General features: G+C 39.5%; 14 protein-coding genes. 10 read left to right on the forward strand and 4 right to left on the reverse strand.

Annotation, left to right across the window (positions count from 1 at the left end; translation table 11 throughout):
- The 6 genes from LV85_RS06455 (at window position 1) to LV85_RS06480 (ending at window position 9,888) form a co-directional block, all read left to right on the forward strand.
- Window positions 1-2,742, forward strand: coding sequence for an aminotransferase class I/II-fold pyridoxal phosphate-dependent enzyme (locus tag LV85_RS06455; protein ID WP_111317369.1), 2,742 nt, complete (start codon window positions 1-3; stop codon window positions 2,740-2,742).
- Between the two features lie 32 nt (window positions 2,743-2,774).
- Entirely contained in the window at window positions 2,775-4,262 is a 1,488-nt protein-coding gene (locus LV85_RS06460; protein WP_111317370.1) for a biotin carboxylase, read from the forward strand.
- A 97-nt stretch (window positions 4,263-4,359) separates the two neighbouring features.
- Window positions 4,360-5,340 carry a C45 family autoproteolytic acyltransferase/hydolase gene (locus tag LV85_RS06465; protein ID WP_111317371.1) on the forward strand — a complete coding sequence of 327 codons (981 nt, stop codon included), beginning with the start codon at window positions 4,360-4,362 and terminating at the stop codon, window positions 5,338-5,340.
- Between the two features lie 33 nt (window positions 5,341-5,373).
- Window positions 5,374-6,729: an NAD-dependent succinate-semialdehyde dehydrogenase gene (locus LV85_RS06470; RefSeq protein WP_111317372.1), complete on the forward strand. Its 1,356-nt coding sequence runs from the start codon at window positions 5,374-5,376 to the stop codon at window positions 6,727-6,729.
- Window positions 6,730-7,028: 299 nt separating this feature from the next.
- Complete coding sequence (locus tag LV85_RS06475; protein ID WP_111317373.1) at window positions 7,029-7,877, forward strand: prohibitin family protein; 849 nt, start codon at window positions 7,029-7,031, stop codon at window positions 7,875-7,877.
- A 490-nt stretch (window positions 7,878-8,367) separates the two neighbouring features.
- On the forward strand, window positions 8,368-9,888 hold the full coding sequence (locus tag LV85_RS06480; RefSeq protein WP_111317374.1) for a GH3 family domain-containing protein: 1,521 nt from the start codon (window positions 8,368-8,370) through the stop codon (window positions 9,886-9,888).
- On the opposite strand, the gene LV85_RS06485 is transcribed toward LV85_RS06480, so the two are convergent.
- Window positions 9,872-10,537, reverse strand: coding sequence for a M48 family metalloprotease (locus LV85_RS06485; RefSeq protein ID WP_111317375.1), 666 nt, complete (start codon window positions 10,535-10,537; stop codon window positions 9,872-9,874). The genes LV85_RS06480 and LV85_RS06485 overlap by 17 nt on opposite strands.
- A gap of 282 nt (window positions 10,538-10,819) precedes the next feature.
- Entirely contained in the window at window positions 10,820-11,575 is a 756-nt protein-coding gene (locus LV85_RS06495; protein WP_111317377.1) for a sulfite exporter TauE/SafE family protein, read from the reverse strand.
- Between the two features lie 237 nt (window positions 11,576-11,812).
- Between LV85_RS06495 and LV85_RS06500 the strand changes: the two genes are divergently transcribed.
- On the forward strand, window positions 11,813-12,274 hold the full coding sequence (locus LV85_RS06500; protein WP_111317378.1) for a hypothetical protein: 462 nt from the start codon (window positions 11,813-11,815) through the stop codon (window positions 12,272-12,274).
- A 94-nt stretch (window positions 12,275-12,368) separates the two neighbouring features.
- Here the strand turns inward: LV85_RS06500 and LV85_RS06505 are convergent, their stop codons facing one another.
- Entirely contained in the window at window positions 12,369-13,073 is a 705-nt protein-coding gene (locus LV85_RS06505; RefSeq protein ID WP_111317379.1) for a LytR/AlgR family response regulator transcription factor, read from the reverse strand.
- On the reverse strand, window positions 13,070-14,197 hold the full coding sequence (locus tag LV85_RS06510) for a sensor histidine kinase (protein WP_111317380.1): 1,128 nt from the start codon (window positions 14,195-14,197) through the stop codon (window positions 13,070-13,072). The genes LV85_RS06505 and LV85_RS06510 overlap by 4 nt, the downstream gene beginning before the upstream one ends.
- A 206-nt stretch (window positions 14,198-14,403) precedes the next feature.
- Here LV85_RS06510 and LV85_RS06515 point away from each other — a divergent pair, with 206 nt between their 5' ends.
- The 3 genes from LV85_RS06515 (at window position 14,404) to LV85_RS06525 (ending at window position 20,543) form a co-directional block, all read left to right on the forward strand.
- Window positions 14,404-15,294, forward strand: a complete 891-nt coding sequence (locus tag LV85_RS06515; protein WP_111317381.1) for an ABC transporter ATP-binding protein — start codon at window positions 14,404-14,406, stop codon at window positions 15,292-15,294.
- A gap of 1 nt (window position 15,295) precedes the next feature.
- Window positions 15,296-18,856, forward strand: coding sequence for an ABC transporter permease/M1 family aminopeptidase (locus LV85_RS06520; RefSeq protein WP_111317382.1), 3,561 nt, complete (start codon window positions 15,296-15,298; stop codon window positions 18,854-18,856).
- A gap of 220 nt (window positions 18,857-19,076) precedes the next feature.
- A complete protein-coding gene (locus tag LV85_RS06525) occupies window positions 19,077-20,543 on the forward strand; it encodes an SLC13 family permease (RefSeq protein WP_111317383.1) in 1,467 nt (488 codons plus the stop codon).
- Window positions 20,544-21,392 lie beyond the last annotated feature (849 nt).

The following is a 21,392-nucleotide window of genomic DNA, read 5'->3' on the forward strand; positions in this document are numbered from 1 at the left end:
ATGCCAGATCCTAAAAAATTAATTAGTGCTCCTTATTATAGTATTGGCCAGCTTAGGTTAGACAAGTGGAATGAGCTTAAAAATGAAAGTGAAGAATTATCATCTTCTAAAGTAGGCTCAACAAATGAGGCGAAGCATAAAGATAAAATTAGGCTTTTGCTGAAAGATCTGAAGGTTGTAGAGCAGTATTTTGCAATTCCAGGGAAGCTAATTATCGAGAAGCTAAAAAAGTGCCTTGAAAGTGGGGACCATGCCGTATTGTCTCATCATATTAATAATACCAGTCGGCAATTGATAAACGATGTGTACAGTGGGCACCCTTATCTTCCAAATGACGAGGACTCTGACCAGCTTGAAAGCGAATTTGCGCTTAGTGCCATTCAAAACTCAGGCAAGAATTACTTTGAAGTACTTTTTCTGGAAAACCTCAATTCAGTAGATGAGACGACACTACTTGAAAGATTGAGAGAACTACATGATCCCAACGATCAGTTTACCTACAACGTGGTGGTACAACATTCCTTTCAGGATGCACTGATTGCTTTGTTTTTCAATCCTAATATTCAAGCAGTAGTCATTCGATATGCTCCCCCGTATCGCTCAGAAAACATCAACCCACTCATAAAACCTTATATCCAAAATGTCTTAAACATAGATCATCAGGATATGCCTGAGGCTCAATTGGGTCCTAAATTAGGTCAGTTGATCAAGCACTTCAGACCAGAAATCGACACGTATTACGTAACGGACACTGCGCTTGGAGACCTGAAAGACAGTACCATAGAGACCTTCAGAAGAATCTATTATAGAAAGGAAGATCTTCAGGAATTACACCTAGCAATTATTAGGGGCATCAATGAAAGATACCATACACCATTTTTCTCTGCACTGAAGAATTATAGCCAAAAACCTACAGGGATTTTTCATGCAATGCCGATATCCCGCGGCAACTCGGTATTCAAGTCCAAGTGGATCAAAGATTTTGGTGACTTCTATGGAAGGAATATGTTTCTGGCAGAATCTTCTTCGACCACGGGAGGATTAGATTCATTGCTGCAACCTACAGGACCTTTGAAGCAAGCCCAGGAAATGGCCGCTGTGGCCTATGGTTCTCAGCGAACATTTTTCGTGACAAATGGAACATCCACTGCCAACAAAATTGTGTTACAAGCTCTGGTAGAGCCAGGAGATCTGGTTCTGATCGATAGGGATTGTCACAAGTCACATCACTATGGTTTGGTTTTATCTGGCGCATATCCAGTGTATTTGGATTCTTATCCTATAGAGCAATATTCCATTTATGGAGCAGTTCCACTAGAGCAGATCACCAAGAAATTACTAGTCTTGAAAAAGGCTGGTAGGTTAGATAAGGTGAAAATGCTTCTTTTGACCAATTGCACCTTCGATGGGATGGTCTATAATGTACAGCAGGTTATGGAAGCGGTTTTGGCTATCAAGCCAAATATGATATTCTTATGGGACGAAGCTTGGTTTGCATTTGCAGGATTCACCTATACCTATAAGCAGCGTACGGGGATGTTCTCAGCAAATAAGTTACATAGCAAATATCAATCTGATGCTTATCGTAAAGAATATCAGACACATATCAAAAATCTCAAAGAGGGAGAAGTCGCCACTTTGCCAGATCCAGATAAAGTTCGGATTCGTGTCTATGCTACGCAAAGTACCCACAAAACACTAAGTAGTTTTCGACAGGGATCGATGATTCATATTTGGGATGAGGAATTTAGGAGAAAAGCCGAAAACACCTTTTTGGAAGCCTATATGACGCATACCTCAACTTCTCCAAACTATCAAATGCTGGCTTCTCTCGATGTAGGAAGAAGGCAGACGCAGTTTGAAGGATATGAAATGGTAGAGCGTAGCATTGAGCTAGCCATGGTACTTCGCGCCAAGGTAGTTTCAAATCCCTTATTGAGTAAGTATTTTGATGTCCTTACAGTTAAAGATTTTATTCCATTGCAATACCGAGATAGTGGATTGAAAGCATATTATGATACCACTGTAGGATGGAATAGGATGGAAGAAGCTTGGGAGAAGGATGAGTTTATGCTCGATCCTACTAAGATTACCCTATTCATAGGTCGTACTGGTATAGACGGGGATACGTTCAAGAATAAATACCTCATGGATAAGTACAATATTCAGATCAATAAGACCTCTAGAAATACGGTGCTCTTTATGACTAACATTGGCACGACTAGAGGATCTGTGGCTTACCTGACCAAGGTGTTATTAAAAATTGCTAGTGATTTGGATTCATACTTTGCCTCCCTAAATAGGCGAGAACGAGAAATCTCGGATGCTCTTATACAATCACTGACCAAAGACGTTCCTCCTCTGCCTGACTTCTCACGCTTCCATTCCTCATTTCTTGCCGTCCCTGGAGTGCCAGGGGGTAATTTGAGAGCTGCATATTTTCTCGCTTACAGTGAAGAGAATTGTGAATACATATCTATGCTTGATTGTAAAAAGGCCATAGAGGAAGGTAAAGAGCTAGTTGCTTCATCCTTTGTGATACCTTATCCACCAGGTTTTCCAGTACTAGTTCCTGGTCAGGTGGTCTCTGCGGAAATCATTCGCTTTATGCTGGTATTGGATGTTTCTGAAATCCACGGTTACCGGGCAGATCTAGGTCTTCGAATTTTCAAGGACTCCGTCCTCAATCGTCAGAAAACAGCTACGGCTATGGGCGCAATGGGAGCATTAAAAAAGAAATAGCTAAGTAAATTTTAACCACTTAAACTAAAAATATGACTGCTAAGAAAAAAGTAACGCATTCGAAATCTATACTAAAGGGCATTTCAGATATAAGAAGATTCTTTTATAAAAACGAAACTCCTATCTATTTCGTCAGTGCAACCAATTTCAATCTTTTAGGAGCAGATGAATGGATCAAAGGGTTTAAGTTCATCCTGAACATAGAATGTTTTGATGGACTGCATCCTAATGTTTTTTCGCCTAAGGAAGAAATACCTCATGACGAATTCGAAAGTATTGAGGATATCAATAACTACCTATTACAGCACCCGGAGGTTCAGGCCTATATTCATTCCCGAAAAGTAAACGGCAAGGCAGGAAAAGTGATGTTCTTGATGTTTGATGAGAAAACAGAAAAACTCGCTAAGAAACTGGGATTAGAGGTGATTTTCCCTTCTGCCAAGATGCGAAACTCAATGGACAACAAGGTAAACACTAACCGGATAGCTGAGAAAGCGGGCGTGCCTTGCGTGCCTTATGTATTGTCCCCAGTGAATGATTACAAGCATCTAGGAGAAGTGTCCAAAAAAGAATTGGGCGATGACCTAGTTATTCAAACTCCTTTTGGAGATTCTGGTCATACCACCTTTTTCATATCCAACGAGGAAGAATATCTGAAGCATGCAAATGAAATAGAGCAGGAGGATGAGGTAAAGATCATGAAGCGCATCAATTGCCGAGGTTCAGCGATTGAGGCTTGTGTGACCAAAAATGGTACAATCGTGGCACCACTCATGACTGAACTCGTAGGCTTCAAAGAACTGACTCCTTACAAGGGTGGATGGTGTGGAAATGAGATATATCCAAATGCCTTTACTCCTTCGATTAGACAAAACGCTAGGAAATACACTCAACTGTTTGGAGACCAGCTCCGTAAGGAAGGTTATAAGGGGTACTTTGAACTTGACTTTCTAATCGATCAGGACAATGGCCAGATTTATTTGGGTGAGTTAAACCCTAGAATTACAGGTGCTAGCTCGATCACTAACCATGCTGTATTTGCGCTAGCAGATGCTCCATTACACCTTTTCCATATTTTGGAATGGATGGATGCGGACTACAAATTTAGCGTAAAAGCCCTCAATCAACGCTGGGGAAGGCAGGAAAACATTGACAATTGGAGCCAGATGGTAATAAAGCATACAGAGGACACCGTAGAATATGTGCATGATGCACCGGCCTCAGGAATCTGGAATATGTTTGACAATGGTCATATCAAGTTTGATAGAATGGATACCCATCGAAGAGCTGTAGAATCCGAAAGTGAAGCGTTTTTCCTTCGTATCACCAAAAAAGGAGATTACCTCTATGAGGGTGCAGATATGGGAATATTAGTATCCAGAGGTCGAATGATGACAGATGATTTCCAACTGACGCCTAGAGCCATAGGTTGGATCAATGCTATCAAATCCCAATACACCTCAGCAATGGTGGAAGATAAAAGAGAAGGGGCCAAGCTTAAAGGAAGCTTAACTAAATAATGTGTTTTCAATCCACTTTTATTGACCTAAAAGTGGATTGTCTTTTATCTGTTCTAGAAGTAATTTTACGCTACCTTTTGGAACAAAATCAATTTGAATGAAGCGATATTTTACAGCCATATCCGAGCCGAAACCGGATCATAAATGGAAACAGTTGTTCCTGCAGCGATGGCCAGCATATAGAGCATGGATTAATGAAAGTATTCCTACTACTGATTTACCCACTGCACTTGCTGCTCTTAAGAAGTACATGCCCGAGATGGTTCCTAATCATGAGCGACTATGCGCTTTAGTAGGTGCCGATGAACTTGCAAGTGTCTTTTTGACTGGATTTCAGCCACCCACTTATTTTAGTGCCTGCTCTCAGGCTGTCACTACTGTGGGTGATATTTCTTTGATCCGCAATTATGATTATCACCTTGATCGATTCGAAGGAATACTGCTTAATACAGCATGGAATGGCAAGAAAGTCATTGCCAGTAGCGATTGTCTGATTGGTGTTTTGGATGGGATGAACGAAGACGGTCTAGCTGTCTCGCTTACCTTTGGCGGTAGGACCAAAGTGGGGTATGGGTTTGGGATACCTTATATCCTGAGGTATATTCTAGAATTTTGTAGCACAGTGAAAGAGGGTTTAGAAGTGCTCCGGAATGTGCCTTCACATATGTCCTACAATGTGACCCTAGCAGACCGAAGTGGAGAATACCGTACCGCTCAAATCGCACCTGATAGAAAGACTATGATTTCAGAATTTGCTTTTGCAACCAACCATCAAGGTAAAATCGATTGGGAAGAAACTGTGGACATAGCTAAAACTAGGGAGCGTGCCAACTTTTTGGAAGCACTTCTGAAGCGGGGATTCTCGATCGAAAAACTGACTAGAGTATTTTTGACACCACCGCTATACAACACCAATTTTGCAGAGGGATTTGGTACGCTATACACTGCAGTGTATAAACCCATGGAAGGACAGGTGGAGCTTCATTGGCCCAATGAGCAAATGAGCCAATCCTTCGATAATTTCAAAGAAGAAATCAAAATAGTCACATACGAAAGACCTATTAATTCAGCAGTATAATTCTGCCTGAAAACTTAATTCAGCCACCAACAAATGGAATTTCAAAGTATTAATCCTTATAACGGAAAACTCATAGCCAAGCATATTGCTCATACTTCCGACGAAGTCCAGTCAATGCTTGATCGATCACAGACTGCATTTCAATCTTGGCGAAAAGTAAGTATTCCAGCCCGTGCCAAATTGATGCATAGAGCAGGGGAAGTCCTGCGGGAAAACCTGGAAACTTATGCTGAAATGATCACTTTGGAAATGGGAAAGCCGATCTCAGAAGCCAGAGGAGAAGTAAACAAATGTGCCTGGGTATGTGATTATTATGCAGAGCAAACTGAAGCTTTTTTGGCAGATGAAATCATTGCTACAGATGCAAGCAAAAGTCTGGTAAAGCACGAACCTATTGGTGCAGTATTGGCCATTATGCCTTGGAATTTCCCTTTTTGGCAAGTGTTTAGATTTGCAGCTCCTAGCTTGATGGCAGGGAATACAGGGATTTTAAAACATGCCCCTAACGTATTTGGCTCCGCCAAAATGATCGAAGATGTCTTTACCAAAGCAGGTTTTCCGGAAGGAGTTTTTCAAAATCTAATCGTACATCATGATCAGACCGAAAATATCATCTCTCATGACGCCATTAAAGCGGTAACCCTCACTGGAAGTGAAGGTGCTGGTTCTGCAGTAGCTGCTCTGGCAGGGAAATATCTGAAAAAATCTCTAATGGAATTGGGCGGAAATAATGCCTTTATTGTGTGGAAAGATGCGGATATCGATCAGGCAGTAAAAACTGCAATCGTTGCTCGAATGATGAATTGCGGTCAAAGTTGTATTGCTGCCAAGCGATTTATCTTGGTCGATGAAATCTATGAGGAATTTGTCACGAAATTCACCGCCGCTGTCCAATTACTAAAGGCTGGTGACACCTTAGATGATACTACCCAACTGGGCACTTTGGCAAGAAAGGATTTAGCAGATCAACTTCAATCCCAAGTGAAGCGATCTTTGGAAGCTGGAGCGACACTACTTTCAGGAGGAAATCAGAAGGACTGCTTCCATGAACCTACAGTTCTGGGAAATGTAAAACCTGGGATGCCTGCCTTTGACGAAGAGACCTTTGGTCCATTGGCGGCGATGATCCGAGCTAATGATATTGAAGAAGCCTTTGAGCTTGCCGAAAATTCAAAGTATGGCTTAGGAGTAACAGTTTGCACAAGGAATATAGATTTGGCCTTGGAGATGTCATCCCGAGTGAGTGATGGAGCTTATTTTATCAACGAACTTGTCAAATCTGATCCTAGACTGCCTTTTGGAGGAACTAAGCGCTCAGGCTACGGACGTGAACTTGCTAAAGATGGGATGATGGAATTTATCAATCGCAAGACCATCTACGTCAAATAAGGTTAATCAAACGAGTCTTAAGTAAATAGAATAATTACATCCTTTCCTTTGGAGCTATGATCTGTTGGGGCTGGATAGTGTTTACTTTTTGGTAAGAATTGATTCTCTGGTTCATATAGTGCTTATTCTTTGCTCATTAGGGCAAATAGGCTAATCATACCTCTCCTTGTCGGGTTAAGCCGCCCAATTCGTGTATCTTGCAGGCAATCCGAGACTTGCGATTTCCGCATGCTTGGATTGATAAGATGTAACCAAATAATAAATGGTAAAATCCATTTTTGTTGCTAAACCAAATGACTATGAATGAAGAAAATATGAGTGATATAAATAGAGTATTAGAAAAGGGCCCTTGGAAGTATATTTTCATTGTTGGTCTATTGTTAATCGTGTTATTTTTCTTTAAACCATGGGTTCAAGTAGGAGCAGGTCAACGTGGTATTGTTCAGAACTTTGGAGCAGTACAAGACCTGGTTTTAAATGAGGGAATTCACTTCAAAATACCGATTGTTCAGACTGTAATTCTAATGGACGTGAAAATCCAAAAAGCAATGACTGATGCCGCTTCTTCATCTTCCGACCTTCAGGATGTAGATATGTCAGTAGCACTCAACTACCATATTATTCCTGAAGAAGCTAATCAGGTCTATCAAAAAATCGGTGTTCAATTTAAAGAGAGAATTATTGATCCAGCTATCCAAGAAGTAGTCAAAGCGGTATCGGCAAGATATACGGCTGAGGAATTAATTACTAAAAGACCAATTGTCAGTTCTGAAATGAAAGAATCTTTAACTGCAAGGTTACTTGAATCAAACATCGCTGTTGATGCCTTTTCGATTATAGATTTTAGCTTTTCACAGACCTTTACGGATGCCATTGAAGCCAAGCAAACCGCCGAACAGAATGCGCTCAAGGCTAAGAGAGATCTAGATAGAATCAAAGTGGAAGCTGAGCAAACTATCGCTGCTGCTACTGCAGAAGCAGAAGCATTGAGATTACAGAAAATGAATATTTCACCTGATCTAATCGAGTTAAGAAAAATAGAAGCCAACCTAAAAGCCATTGAAAAATGGAATGGTATTCTACCTGAGGTAACTGGTGCCGGTGCTATTCCATTCATTGGAGTTGGTGAGGCAGCCAGAAAGAATTAGTAAATGAAGCTAAAGCCTGAAAGTCAGAGGGTTTAACCTGATTTAAGGTAACGCGATTTCACCTAACCAAAGGTCCTGATGAGCAGAGATGCTCCTGAGGCTTGAGGAGTAAATATTTCAAAGCTACCAGCTGTTTTCAGTTGGTAGCTTTTTTATGTCATTTTTGGAATCAGGGTTCCAACTTAAAATTGAATTAACGTCCTAAAAGCGAAATATTGATAGCTTAAATGCTATCAACATATGAGACTAAGGTACAACCATTTATAATAAAACACGATACAATTCCCCTCCTTCGCAAAATCATCATCCAGAAATGAACGTCCATGCGGGAGGATGCCTACCTAGATGGTAGCTAAGGAAATGAAGTTCCTTATTATCATATAACCCAAAATAGCTTCCTAAAAAATAGTAGTGCCTTGAACCCATGAGGATCAAAATATACTACCCAGCAGGCATGGCCTTTGTCTAAAAGAACCCTAAAAGAAACTTTATGGCCATTATAGGAAAGCTAGTAAAAGCAGGAATAGATATCTCTGCAAAACTTCAATCTTCAGAAGACGAACCTCTACATGCACAAGAAACACAACTTAGAGAACTTTTAACGCAAGCAAAAAATACTGCCTTCGGAAAATATCACGGTTTTGAAGAAATTTTGAAATCTGAGGACCTGATTTCATCCTATAGAAAAGAGGTTCCTATCTTCAATTACGAGCAAATGCACGCCAAATGGTGGTCTAGACAGGAACGTTTTGAGGATATTACTTGGCCAGGCAAACCCGATTTCTTTGCCAGAAGTAGTGGTACAACGGGGAAAAGTAGCAAGCGAATTCCTATTACTAATGAGTTTATAGCATCCATGCGCTCAGTGGGAACTTCCATGATTAACTCACTTCATGAGTTCGACTTTCCAGAATCACTTTTTGAATCTGAGGTTTTGATGTTGAGCAGTTCTGCCAATTTGGATAAAAATGAACAGGGTTTTAGAGAGGGAGAAATTTCGGGAATCAACGTGAGTAATTTCCCCGGTTGGTACGATATGTTCTACAGACCGGGAAAGGAAATAGCGGCTATCTCTGACTGGGATAAGCGAGTAGATGCCATCGCTGAGCAGGCACCCGAATGGAATATTGGAGCCATAGCCGGAATTCCTTCCTGGGTTCTACTCATGCTTCAGCGGATTATAGAACGTCATCAGCTCAACAATATTCATGAAATCTGGCCAAACCTGCAGGTCTTTGCGTCGGGGGGAGTTGCTTTTGAAACATACCGAGAGGATTTTGAAGCTATATGCATGACACCCATAACTATTTTGGACACCTATCTGGCATCTGAGGGATTTATTGCCTACAGCAGCAAGCCAAATACGATGGCGATGAAACTAGCGCTAAGTCACGGATACTTTTTCGAGTTTGTACCCTTTGATGAGCGCGGAGTAAATGAATTTGGAGATTTGCGCAACGATCCTTTAGTATTGGGAATAGATGAGGTAGAAGTAGGAAAGGAGTACGTGCTCATCTTGAGTTCCTGTGCCGGAGCTTGGCGGTATGCCATTGGCGATGTGATCAGGTTTGAAAGTCTTAATCCTCCCCAGATCAAAATTACTGGACGTACCAAATTCTTCCTGAACGTAGTAGGTTCTCAGCTTTCTGAAGAAAAGATGGATAAGGCTATTCTGGAACTAGCCGAGCAAAACCAAACTACCATCAATGAATATATGGTGTCGGCCATTAAGAATGAGAAAGGAGATTACATCCATCAATGGGTGCTAGTATCTGAGTTGGAGTCTGATGATTTTGCTGAGAAACTAGACGAGTTACTCAAGTCAGCAAATAAGAATTATGCTGTAGCAAGATCCAAAGCCCTCAAAGGGATTTCAGTAAAAGTCATCTCTAAGGAGCAGTACACCACTTTTTTGGGAGAAACTAATAAAAAAGGAGGGCAGACCAAAACTCCCAAAGTCATGAAGGAAGAAAAAATGAAATCACTTCTGGACTTTATATCTCGACCTTAGGAAGTACTGGAATAATATCATCAGGGCAAAGTTCTGCTCCTCTAATAGACATGTAGTATTTACTAATTTGAATTTGATAGGCTGGGGAAATAAAGTCGTTCTCAAGAATATACTTTTTGGCTGCGATCACATCACCTCTAAAGCCATGTCGAATAGCAATACTATCTGCTTCATGTTCCCGATCACGCTTGTATTGATCCGAAAAAGTATAACGTAATCCATATACAATCATCCCCAGATTTGAATGATTCTCATAATCTACGATATGTCCAAGTTCATGTGCAAACCATCCCCTCAAAACATTCTCGGGTAAATCTGCAATATACAAGTCCTCAGAATCAAGCACCTTTTCAGCCACATCTAGTTTATATCGCCTGTTTTTGCCAAACACATCACTGATCTCAATCACCGGCTGAGCCTGCATAGTTGAGGAACTCAGTTTACTTTGAATTACGTCAAAACTATAGTTGTGAAGTTCTTTATAATGCTGCCAGACGTCGAGAAAGGCATTCCGAATATTGGCATGTATGCCTGGAGAAAAATTTGGTGTATCTGTAGGAAGAGAGGGAGTCTGAAGTGATTTGAATGTAATCAGGCCCAAAACGATAAGTGCCACAGCTCCCGCAAGGATTTTGTGTTTGTAAAGCATCAGCCGAAAAGGTACAAAGAACGTTCCATAGCTGGGAAAAAGCAGAAACTTTGCCAAGTTGAGAGGCTCATTCCCGAGATACCACCATGCAATTGAATTTCAAATAGTATTGGATCATAAATTACTTTGAAAACTGCTCCGTTGAAGTGGCATTTTTGTAACCAGATATCCATAGAATCCATTTACCACCTGAAGCCATCTTCTGGAAATGAATTCTCATGCGGGAGTATGTAAATGATTTTTATTTTCTAATACTACCAAAAGCAGATGAGAATGATCACATTATTTAAATAAAATGATGATCGCGCCCAATGCCGTCAACACTAATATCATCTTCCTAAAAAACTCCTCATTGATCATTTTTACTAGCTTGATTCCTAGTACAAAACCCAAGATAATCCCAGGAATCAATTTCAGATCAAGTAGGAGGGTCTCAGCGGAAATAGTATTCCAAAGAAAAAAATGAAAGGGTAACTTGAAAACATTGATAATCAAGAAAAGCCAGGCGGCAGTTCCTATAAATTGATTTTTAGGCAAACGCATTGCTAAAAAATAAATATTAGAAATGGGCCCCGCCAAATTGCCAACCATGGTTGTAAAGCCTGCCAAAGTCCCAACTCCACTAGCAAAGGCCCAGTGCGTTGGTACATTATTCACCTTTTTTTGATCCCACCAAACAATGATAGCCAAGACTAGGAAGATGATGATAGCCATACCTATTTTGAAGGTTTGCTCAGGAAGGTCCATGCCGATCCAACTTCCCAGAATAATTCCCAAAATCATCCATGGAAGGAATTTGGCCACATATTTCCATTGGGTATGCCTGTTGTAGTAGATGACTGCAAATATATCTGCAACTACCAAAAGGGGTAATACTATGCCCGTGGATTGTTTGGCTTCGAAGGCTATTGCCATAAAAGTCACATTGATAATTGCGATTCCTTTGATTCCAGCTTTGGATAATCCGATCACAAAAGCGGCTAAAAAACTAAGAATCCATGAAGTGGTACTGATCTCTGAGATAACAGATAAAAACATAGCAAGGGGTCAAAGGCAAAGGGCGAAAATATTTCTACGCCCCAAACATATGAAAATCAAATGTAGGTCTTTTAGGATTGAGGCTTATAATAAACGTGCAAGGGTTAGTGAATTATGATTTTGGTCTTTATTTCTCTCAGCTAGACCAAAATCCCTTTATTTCTATATGCTGCTTGATCCTTTACTCAGGATAATTGTGGATCTTTCGCCTTTGATATTCCACTTAAAATCCTCAAAATGGCAGTAAAAAGCACTCCTCTTACCCAAAATTTAGCCTTTAATACGCATGTCGAGCAGGTGGCAAAGGAGTTCGCTTTTTTGGTTTCAGAGTTTGGCTACGAACTGTCCAAGAATGAGTTCAAAGGCAGGGAATTCTGGATAGTTTACTCGAAAGAGGCGATAGATATTGAGATTTTGTTTGAATTGGGAGGGCTTCCTTTTGTAACCTTGAGAAATAATAAACTCCCTTACGATGAGGCTAACTACATTGATAATGGGGATAGTGTAGAGGAGTTTAACCCAAAAGCTCAGCAAATAAAGAACAATCGCTACGAAAGGAGGGAGAAGCCAAATGCCGATCTGTCTGATGACTATAACTTATATGGACGGGCTGAGCATATCGCATCTTTGAAAGAAGCTGCTAGCACTGTGCGTGAAAATATTGAGTTGAGACGGGGGAATCTGGGAATGAGAGAGTAAAGGAAACGATTAGTTTAAATGTAAACTTATTTTAGTTTTTGGCAGTTTACATGCGAAAATTTAAGCTTATAACTCAAATAAAGTAAGCTTGATTTTATGGGTTATATAACCTGCTAACCACACTTTTATAGGTTTGACCGATGGGTATTTCAAATTCATTAATAAATATGCGGTTGCCTTCAATTAGCTTGATTTTTTCCAGAGGCACGATAAAGGACTTATGAACTCGAAGGAATTTTGTGCTAGGTAATAAATTCTCGTAGAAAGATATTTTCTCGTGGCTAATAAGCATTTCACCAGAGAGAAATAATTTAGTATAATTTCCAAATGCTTCAATGTAAAGTAAATCATCGGCATTGACCTGATGGTACTTTTTATCTCCTTTTACAAAAAACCGGAAACTCTCAGTCAGAACTTCAGTAGGGTCAGTAGTATGGGTTAACGTAGAAAAATCCTCTGTTGCTTTATTAACCGCTTTCACAAAACGCTCAAAGCTGAAAGGTTTGACTAAATAGTCAGAAACATTCAACTCATAGCCTTCCAAAGCAAACTCCTTGTAAGCAGTCGTAACAATCACTTTTGGAGGTTTAGATAAGGTTTTCAGGAAATCAAAACCCTTTAACTTAGGCATATTGAGATCAAGAAACATAAGATCTACTTTGGAGCTATTCAGGAATTGCATTGCCTCCATGGCATTGTAGCAGTTCTTTTTCAATTCCATATGAGGCAGCATGCTACAGAACTCTTCAATTAGTTCATGCGCCAGGGGTTCATCGTCTACTATGATATATTTAATCAATTGCCTACTATGTTTAATTTTGCCTTGAACACATTTCCAGCTTCTTCAATGCTTAAGGTATGTTTTTTAGGATAGATTAGTTCAAGTCTACGTTTCAAATTTTCCAAACCAATTCCTGGTTTTTCAGGAGTTTCAGTCCTCTCAAAATTGTTGCTAATGGTGAAGCTTATTTGATCTTCATCTGATAGTAATTCGATATGGACAAAAGCATTTTCCGAAAGTGTTTCTAGACCATGCTTTATGGCATTTTCAAGCAAAATAATAAAAAGTAAGGGAGCAATTTGTTCATTTCCTCGAATGTTATGGGTAAACTGAATATCCACTTTCTTTTTGTAACGGATCTTATGTAGATCAATGTAATTGTGTAAGTACTCGATTTCATCCTTCAGGGAAACCGTCTCTTTTTTCCCTTCATAAATCGTATACCTCATCATATCAGAAAGTTTCAGCACCACTTTTGGTGCTTCTTCAGATTGCTTTATTGTGAGTGAATAAAGGTTGTTGAGTGTATTGAAAAAGAAATGTGGGTTAATCTGAGTTTTAAGCAGTTCTAACTCAGCCTTGGCTTTCCCTTCTTTAATTGACTTCAGCCAAATCCATTGTTCATAAAACCAAAGCATGGCAAATAATGGAACAGGAATGACCAGTAAAAGCAATACCCGTTCTTTGCTATCAGAGACATAGGCTTCAAATGATTCAGAACCCAATCTCACAAAAGTAAAATAGGCTAGAATAAGGATGTAAACTCCAATAATGAGATACCTGTACTTTTTGAAAAATTGAGGTAGTACCAGATAAACCAAACCTATCCAAAAAGTAGTAACCAGTATAAAAGTGATTGGATTATCTGGGATTCGCACAAAGGAATCATAAAGCAGCGTCACAAACACCAAGACAATTAATCCAAGAACTTTGAAAACAATATCCTTTCGCTCTTTGAGATAAGAAAACTTATAAATCGTAATTGATATCACGAATGCCCAAAAAGAGAACAAGACTGCATTTTCTAAGAAATGACTTGGGTTAACACTAATAACTCCAAAATACTCAAGCAACACCCGGAGAATAATCATTAGGATGATTCCTATGCCAAATGCCCTGTATTTTTTCAAAAAACTAACCATAATTCAAATTTAGGGCTATCTAATACCTAGAAAAAAAATTATGATGAAGGAATGCGTAATCGGCATGAACAAGTTGATTTTTAGCATGTACCTGATTTAGCTCTTCCCAGAAAGTGTATGAGGGCATAATTGACAGATACATCTATTTTATTATAGTGTGCCAATCGAAGTTAATATGTTCGCTTTTGAATTAATTCTCAAGCAATATGAACATTCTGACGATATCAAATCTCTCCAAAACTTATCCTAATGGAGTAAAAGCTTTAACTGATATTTCACTTAGCATCAGCAATGGCATGTTTGGGTTGCTTGGGGCAAATGGGGCCGGAAAATCTTCCCTTATGCGCACAATTGCTTCCCTTCAAGCACCAAGTGAAGGTTCTATTACATTTAATGGAACGGATATTATAGCGCATCCACAGGAAATCCGAAAACAGTTGGGCTACTTACCGCAGGAGTTTGGGGTATATCCAAAATTGTCTGCTGAAAAACTGCTTGATCATATGGCAGTTCTAAAAGGAATCATCAACACTTCGGAGAGAAAGGAGCAAGTCACAGCACTCTTACAGCAGGTTAATCTATATCAACACAGAAAAAAGGCTGTTTTCACCTTCTCCGGAGGAATGCGCCAGAGATTTGGTATTGCCCAAGCTTTACTTGCCAATCCCCAACTAATTATCGTGGATGAACCGACAGCAGGTCTTGATCCAGAGGAAAGAAATAGATTTTTAAATCTTCTAAGCGAGATAGGGGAGAATGTGATCGTAATTCTATCTACGCATATCGTGGAAGATGTACGGGATCTCTGTAAAAACATGGCAATTCTCTACCAAGGAAGAATTGTATCTGAAGGTAACCCCATAGAACTGGTCAAAGGGCTAAATGGAAAGCTTTGGAGCAAGATCATCAAGAAGGAGAATCTTGAAATTCACAAGAAGACTTTCAATGTAATTTCCTCAAAACTCGTTTCGGGCGAAACTCAAATTAGAGTTCTTGCTGAATGCCAGCCTGAATCAGAATTCGAACTAATTCAGCCCAATTTGGAGGATTTATATTTCTCCACTTTATCCGATCAACACTCAAATACACCGTCTTGATATGTTTAGTCTCTTGTTAAAATTCGAAGCCTACTATCAGCTCAAGCAACGTGCGTTTCCCTTGCTGGCTGTGCTTTTTCTTTTCCTAGGATACTTTTCAGGTTCTAATAGTTTTGCACCTGCAAATGTCAGCTTCAATTCAGCTTATCAGATTCAGTCTTTTGTAGGGCTATTCTCTCTCGCGAGTGTATTTATTATCATGTTTTTCGTGATTAGCGGAATTCTAAGGGATGCACATTACAAAATGGATGCGCTTATTTATAGCACCTCGGTAGAAAAGACGCAATTCTTCTGGAGTCGTTTTTTAGGGGTTTTCGCTTTCAGCGTATTGGCTTTTACAGCATTTATAATAGGGATGCTGCTGGCACATTCGATAGCTCCCTTGGATCCTGAGAGAATAGCTTCTTTCAGGTATGCATCTTATTTGAATCCCTGGTTGACTGTAGTACTGCCTAATATTTTCATTTGCTCAAGTATCATTTTTTCGGTCGCTATTTTGTCTAATAGCAATGTGGCTACCTATGTGAGTGCAGTAGTTATTTACATGTTTTACATGATCTGCGCTATTTTTCTTAATTCCCCCCTTATGGCTCAGTCTGTACCCGCATCTCCGGAAGCGATGGCTATCGCCGCACTGGCAGATCCATTTGGTATATCCGCATTCTTTGAGCAAACACAGTTTTGGACAGCTTTTGAAAAGAATAGTCACTTGCTGAGCTTTTCAGGACTGTATATGTGGAATAGATTACTATGGCTAGGCATTGCAATACTTATTCTTTTGGTCTCATATCGCATTTTTTCTTTTCGAAAATTGAATCAGAAAGTAGAAAAAGTGAAAGTTTACCCTAAGGATAAAATAGAGCCAATTGCCTATAAAACATTCAATCCAAGCTTTGATCTAAAGTCTGATTTAGCAGCACTTTTTTCATTTCTCAAAATCGAGCTAAACGGGCTGATAAAAAGTCTACCTTTTATAGCTATCATGCTAATATGGCTAGTACTTTCTATCTCAGAAATTTATTCAAGAATCTTTCACGGCGGAGATTATTCTGATTCGCTATACCCGCTTACTAATCTGATCATTATCAATATCATTGATCCTCTAAAGTTATTGGGAGTAATCCTCATTATCTTCTATAGTGGAGAACTAGTTTGGAGAGAAAGATCTCTAAATTTCAATGGAATAATAGACGCTACTCCAATAAAGAATTGGGTACTTTTTGTGTCAAAATTAATGGCACTTTTACTTTTGCCTGCCATACTAATTGGCTCAGGAATCATCATCGGTCTGGGCTTCCAGATAGCTAGCGGCTTCTTTGAAATAGACTTAGGACGCTACCTTGCTATGTTTTATTTCAATGGACTTCAGCTCTTCCTATTTTCTGTTTTAGCTGTTTTTATACAAAGCTTGGTAAAGAATAGATACCTAGGAATGGGGATCACCGGTATCATCATAATAGCAAGCTTTCTCTCACCTTATATAGGAATTGAGCATTCTTTACTTCGGTTTGGAAATTTGCCTCATGTCGATTTTTCCCCTATGACAGGCTATTCAAAAGAGACATTGAAGTTCCTTCACTTAGCAATATTCTGGATTGGATTAGCCGGTATAATGGCTATGATTTCTTTTAAACTTTGGCAGAGGGGAATCGGACAGAGCTTGCCATTTCAATTCAATAGTTTGAAAAAGAATTGGAAAAACTGGGAGCGAATTGGTCTTGCACTTAGCCTTTCAATCTTTTTAGCTGCTGGGCTTACATTTTTATATAATACGCATTTGGTCAATGAGTATTTCACCTCAGATGATATGCTTGACTACAGGGAAGAATATGAGCGAAAATTCAAGCAATATGAATCCTTACCCCAATTGTATTCCACCGATATCAAAACCACAGTTGATCTTTATCCTGAAGAGAATAGGTATCATATCAAGGCCAATTATCTGGTAATCAACAGAGAAGATTACCCAGTCAGTCGATTATTCATTTCAGGCCGAATTCCTTTGAAAGAAATCTCATTAGAAGGTGCTGAATTGATAGAATATTATCCTGAATTTGATTCCTATTTATTTGAGTTCAATCAACCAGTAAAACCACAGCAAGAAGTCGACTTCAACTTTGAAATTGATTATGAGGACTCAGGATATGAATTCAATCAGGAGATTATTGAAAACGGGACTTACTTATCCCATCGGAGTTTTGAGCCATTTCTTGGCTATAGGGCAAGTCTTGAGATTTCGGATAACTTCGAGAGAGGGGAGAGGAACCTTCCTTTTCGTGAGGAAGAAAAAGTTACAGACAGTCATTTAGAAATGGATGACATTAAAGTCGGCCGAGTAAACTATGAAACTGTTATTTCTACAACTGAAAATGAAATTGCTTTGAGTTCTGGAAACCTGATTAAAGAATGGAAGCAAGATGGCAGAAACTATTTCCACTTCAAATCTGATCAGAAGATCTTGCCAACGATCGCTTATTTCTCTTCAAGCTATCAAATTAAGAAGCAAGATTTTAAAGGACTTAGCATTGAGCAGTACTATTTTCCTGCTCATTCATACAATATTGATTCTATTGCTTCAAGCATCGTAGCGACCTTGGATTATTGCGAAAAGAACTTCGGTGCCTATCCTTTTAATCAGATAAGAATCGCAGAGATTCCAAGTCATTGGAACTTTGGAGGCTTTGCCCATCCCGGAGTCATAAGTATGGTAGAGGATAGGTTGTATTTGACTGATATTCGAAATCCGGATGACTTTAATCTAGTAGCAAAAAGGACCATTCATGAAGTTGCCCATCAATGGTGGGGACATATTCTTGCCCCTAAAGTGGTTGAGGGAGCATCAATTTTTATAGAGGGATTGGCAAAGTATACTGAAGCTGTAGTTATGGAAAAGCTTTATGGAAAAAAGGCTATTTATCAACTTAGCGAAAACGCCAACCGTACTTATTTTACAGGTCGAGCTTGGGCAACTGAGCCAGAATCTCCCATTTATCTGGTCAGCGGGCAGGGATTTATTTCCTATGGAAAAAATTACACGGTGATGCTTGCCTTGAGGGATTTGATTGGCGAAGACAGGTTGAATCAAGCACTCAGAAACATCACTGATCGCTTTAGAAATGATGTGGAATTCAGCGCAACTTCCTCGGATTTTTTGGAGGAAATCTACCGACTTACTCCAAGTAAATTTCATGACTTAATTGACGATTGGTTCAGGCGTGTGATTACCTATGATTTGGCTGTAGCAAATGTTTCTCATCGTGAGCTAGACAATGGGAAATTTGAAATCAAAATGACCTTAAAAGCCAAACGATTCGAAACCCAGGCAAATGGTGAGGCTAATCAAATAAATATCAATGAACCAATACAGATTGGTGTGTTCGATAGGCACCCAAGTGAAATAGGTAAAGATGCTGGCATAATTTATCTCGAAGCGGATCAGATCTTCATGGACGGTCAAGAGTTGAAAATTTTAGTAGATAGACTACCTAAGTTTGTTTCAATTGATCCATTTGGAACTCGTTCCGATGAGAATATGAGCAATAATACAGTTCGCGTTAATTGAGTTTATGAATGGATGCCTTGCAGTAATAGTTTGGGCTCAGCATTTGAAAAAGTTATGTATTGACCTTTTTCCCTTAAAGCATAGACCACCTGGTATATGGATGGATAATGGAAAAGCATATTTGTTACATAATTTATATTATGTTAAATAGAAAATTGTAAGACCTCCTTTTCTAATAAATTCTTACCTTAAAGCTCTTCAATTAAACCTACCCTGATTCATGATCAAACAGCTTCCTCGACTGGGGCTTTATCTAGGACCTCTAGCATTTCTGCTAATTTATTTTTTTGTCAGTTCGCCAGGATTAAATCCACAGGCCTTAGCGATGCTGGCATTGGCAGCTTGGATGGCAATTTGGTGGATAACTGAAGCGATCCCTATTGCCGCCACAGCATTTCTCCCGCTGATATTTATGCCTATGCTCGGGATTTTGCCTATAGCTACAGTTTCTGCTAATTATATGCATCCTACAGTAATGCTTTACATGGGCGGCTTTTTACTAGCCACGGGAATTGAAAAATGGAATTTACACCGCAGAATTGCGCTTAACATAATTAATTTATTAGGGACAGATCTTAGACATATTGTTTTAGGATTTATCCTCGCCACTGGAATTCTTTCCATGTGGATTTCGAATTCTGCTACCTCGTTGATGATGCTTCCGATTGGATTGGCTGTGGTGAATCAGTTCAAGGATCAACTAGGTTCTTCTAATTCTAAGATAGCTGATCGTTTGGGAAAAAACATCATGCTTGGAATTGCCTATGGAGCTTCTATTGGCGGAGTTGCCACGCTGATTGGTACGCCAACAAATACTATTCTTGCCGCTGTAGTCTCAGATTTATATAATTACCAAATTGGGTTCAATGAGTGGATGCTTTTTGGCTTTCCTTTATCGGCTGTTCTATTATTTATTTGCTGGTACTATTTAGTGAATTCTGCAAATCCTCTACCAAAGAAATTTAGTCTAAATGGTGGTAAAAACATTGTTTCCAGGCAATTAGAGGCACTTGGAAAGATCAGTTATGAGGAGAAAACAGTGATGATCGTATTTGGAATTGTATGTTTTTCTTGGATCACGAGAAGCTTTTTCTTAGAGAAATTTTTTCCAGGAATAGATGATACTATCATTGTGCTAATAGGTGTGGTGGCACTTTTTGTACTCCCCTCCTCTACCAAGAATGTGCGAATTCTGGACTGGAAAACAGCTGAGAAAATCCCTTGGGGAATTCTAATTCTGTTTGGTGGTGGTTTGGCTTTGGCTGGAGGTTTCAAGGAAACTGGCCTGGCTGAGTGGATAGGAACACGATTTACCCTAATCGATGGAATATCTTTCTTTGTCTTACTCCTTATTATTATAGCCTCTGTAAACTTCCTAACTGAAGTTACTTCCAATGTCGCCACAGCTTCCATGTTGTTGCCCATTCTGGCTTCTGTTGCATTCAAACTTGATTTGCATCCTTTTGGGCTGATGGTTGGGGCAACCTTAGCAGCCAGTTGTGCCTTTATGCTTCCTGTTGCCACTCCACCTAATGCGGTGGTCTTTGGTTCTGGCTATCTACAGATGCGAGATATGGTGAGTGCAGGTTTCTGGTTGAATGTGATTTCGATCCTTCTGGTGACCTTGATGGTGTATTTTGTGCTTCCGCTGATGTGGGGAATTGATTTGCAGAGCAATCCTTTTTGAATTAGGATATCGGATTAACGATTTACGGCATTTTCGAGTGTAGGCACTATATCTTGGTCCGTTGAGCTCGACTTACTTCATGATTCGGTTTCTTTCATTACGAGGAGAAGTGATCCGCTGTTTTCAGCTTAATTCATTTTTATTACATCATTTCCACCCTCCCGCATTTAAAAACATTTCCAAAAGATATTTGTGCGCGGGAGGAAATATGATGGACCTCTTTTGCCACGGGTTTCACCCGCGGTTATTAAAAGTTTGACTACTTCGTAGTCGTTCTAAAAGGCAAATTGACGGTTTAGGGCATTTGCAAGGATGGATACTTTATCCTAATCCTTTGAGCTGGACTTACTTCATAATTCGGTTTCCTTTATTGCGAGGAAAAGTGATCCGTTGTTTTCAGCTTAATTCATTTTTATTACATCATTTCCACTCTCCCGCATTCAAAAACATTTCCAAAAGATATTTGTGCGCGGGAGGAAATATGATGAACTTCTTTGCCAGGGGTTTCACCCGCGGTTATTAAAAGTTTGACTACTTCGTAGTCGTTCTAAAAGGCAAGTTATTGTAATGCCAAATAACCTGTTTAATCTCCAGCAAAGAAATATGCCTCGAAAATCAAAATCATAAGTCGTAAATGAAATCATAAGTCCTAATTAAAGACAAATCTGCTACAACTTTCATTTTGACTGTTAACTAAAAACTCATCCCAAATACTTCCCCTTTCGTCCCAAACTTTTGTATTGCCTCGCTCCTAGCCCTAATCTTGAACTATCAATTAGGTGTAGAACTGATGAACACGAAGAAAGTCTTTTATTTGCTAATCCTTTTAGCGGTTATTTACAACCTCTT

Source organism: Algoriphagus chordae (genome assembly GCF_003254055.1).
Taxonomy (GTDB): Bacteria; Bacteroidota; Bacteroidia; order Cytophagales; family Cyclobacteriaceae; genus Algoriphagus; species Algoriphagus chordae.

Excerpts from the sequence above, each read along its gene's own strand:
- LV85_RS06455 (WP_111317369.1), top strand. The coding sequence starts at position 1 with ATGCCAGATCCTAAAAAATTAATTAGTGCTCCTTATTATAGTATTGGC.
- LV85_RS06460 (WP_111317370.1), top strand. The coding sequence starts at position 2,775 with ATGACTGCTAAGAAAAAAGTAACGCATTCGAAATCTATACTAAAGGGC.
- LV85_RS06465 (WP_111317371.1), top strand. The coding sequence starts at position 4,360 with ATGAAGCGATATTTTACAGCCATATCCGAGCCGAAACCGGATCATAAA.
- LV85_RS06470 (WP_111317372.1), top strand. The coding sequence starts at position 5,374 with ATGGAATTTCAAAGTATTAATCCTTATAACGGAAAACTCATAGCCAAG.
- LV85_RS06475 (WP_111317373.1), top strand. The coding sequence starts at position 7,029 with ATGAATGAAGAAAATATGAGTGATATAAATAGAGTATTAGAAAAGGGC.
- LV85_RS06480 (WP_111317374.1), top strand. The coding sequence starts at position 8,368 with ATGGCCATTATAGGAAAGCTAGTAAAAGCAGGAATAGATATCTCTGCA.
- LV85_RS06485 (WP_111317375.1), bottom strand. The coding sequence starts at position 10,537 with ATGCTTTACAAACACAAAATCCTTGCGGGAGCTGTGGCACTTATCGTT.
- LV85_RS06495 (WP_111317377.1), bottom strand. The coding sequence starts at position 11,575 with ATGTTTTTATCTGTTATCTCAGAGATCAGTACCACTTCATGGATTCTT.
- LV85_RS06500 (WP_111317378.1), top strand. The coding sequence starts at position 11,813 with ATGGCAGTAAAAAGCACTCCTCTTACCCAAAATTTAGCCTTTAATACG.
- LV85_RS06510 (WP_111317380.1), bottom strand. The coding sequence starts at position 14,197 with ATGGTTAGTTTTTTGAAAAAATACAGGGCATTTGGCATAGGAATCATC.
- LV85_RS06515 (WP_111317381.1), top strand. The coding sequence starts at position 14,404 with ATGAACATTCTGACGATATCAAATCTCTCCAAAACTTATCCTAATGGA.
- LV85_RS06520 (WP_111317382.1), top strand. The coding sequence starts at position 15,296 with ATGTTTAGTCTCTTGTTAAAATTCGAAGCCTACTATCAGCTCAAGCAA.
- LV85_RS06525 (WP_111317383.1), top strand. The coding sequence starts at position 19,077 with ATGATCAAACAGCTTCCTCGACTGGGGCTTTATCTAGGACCTCTAGCA.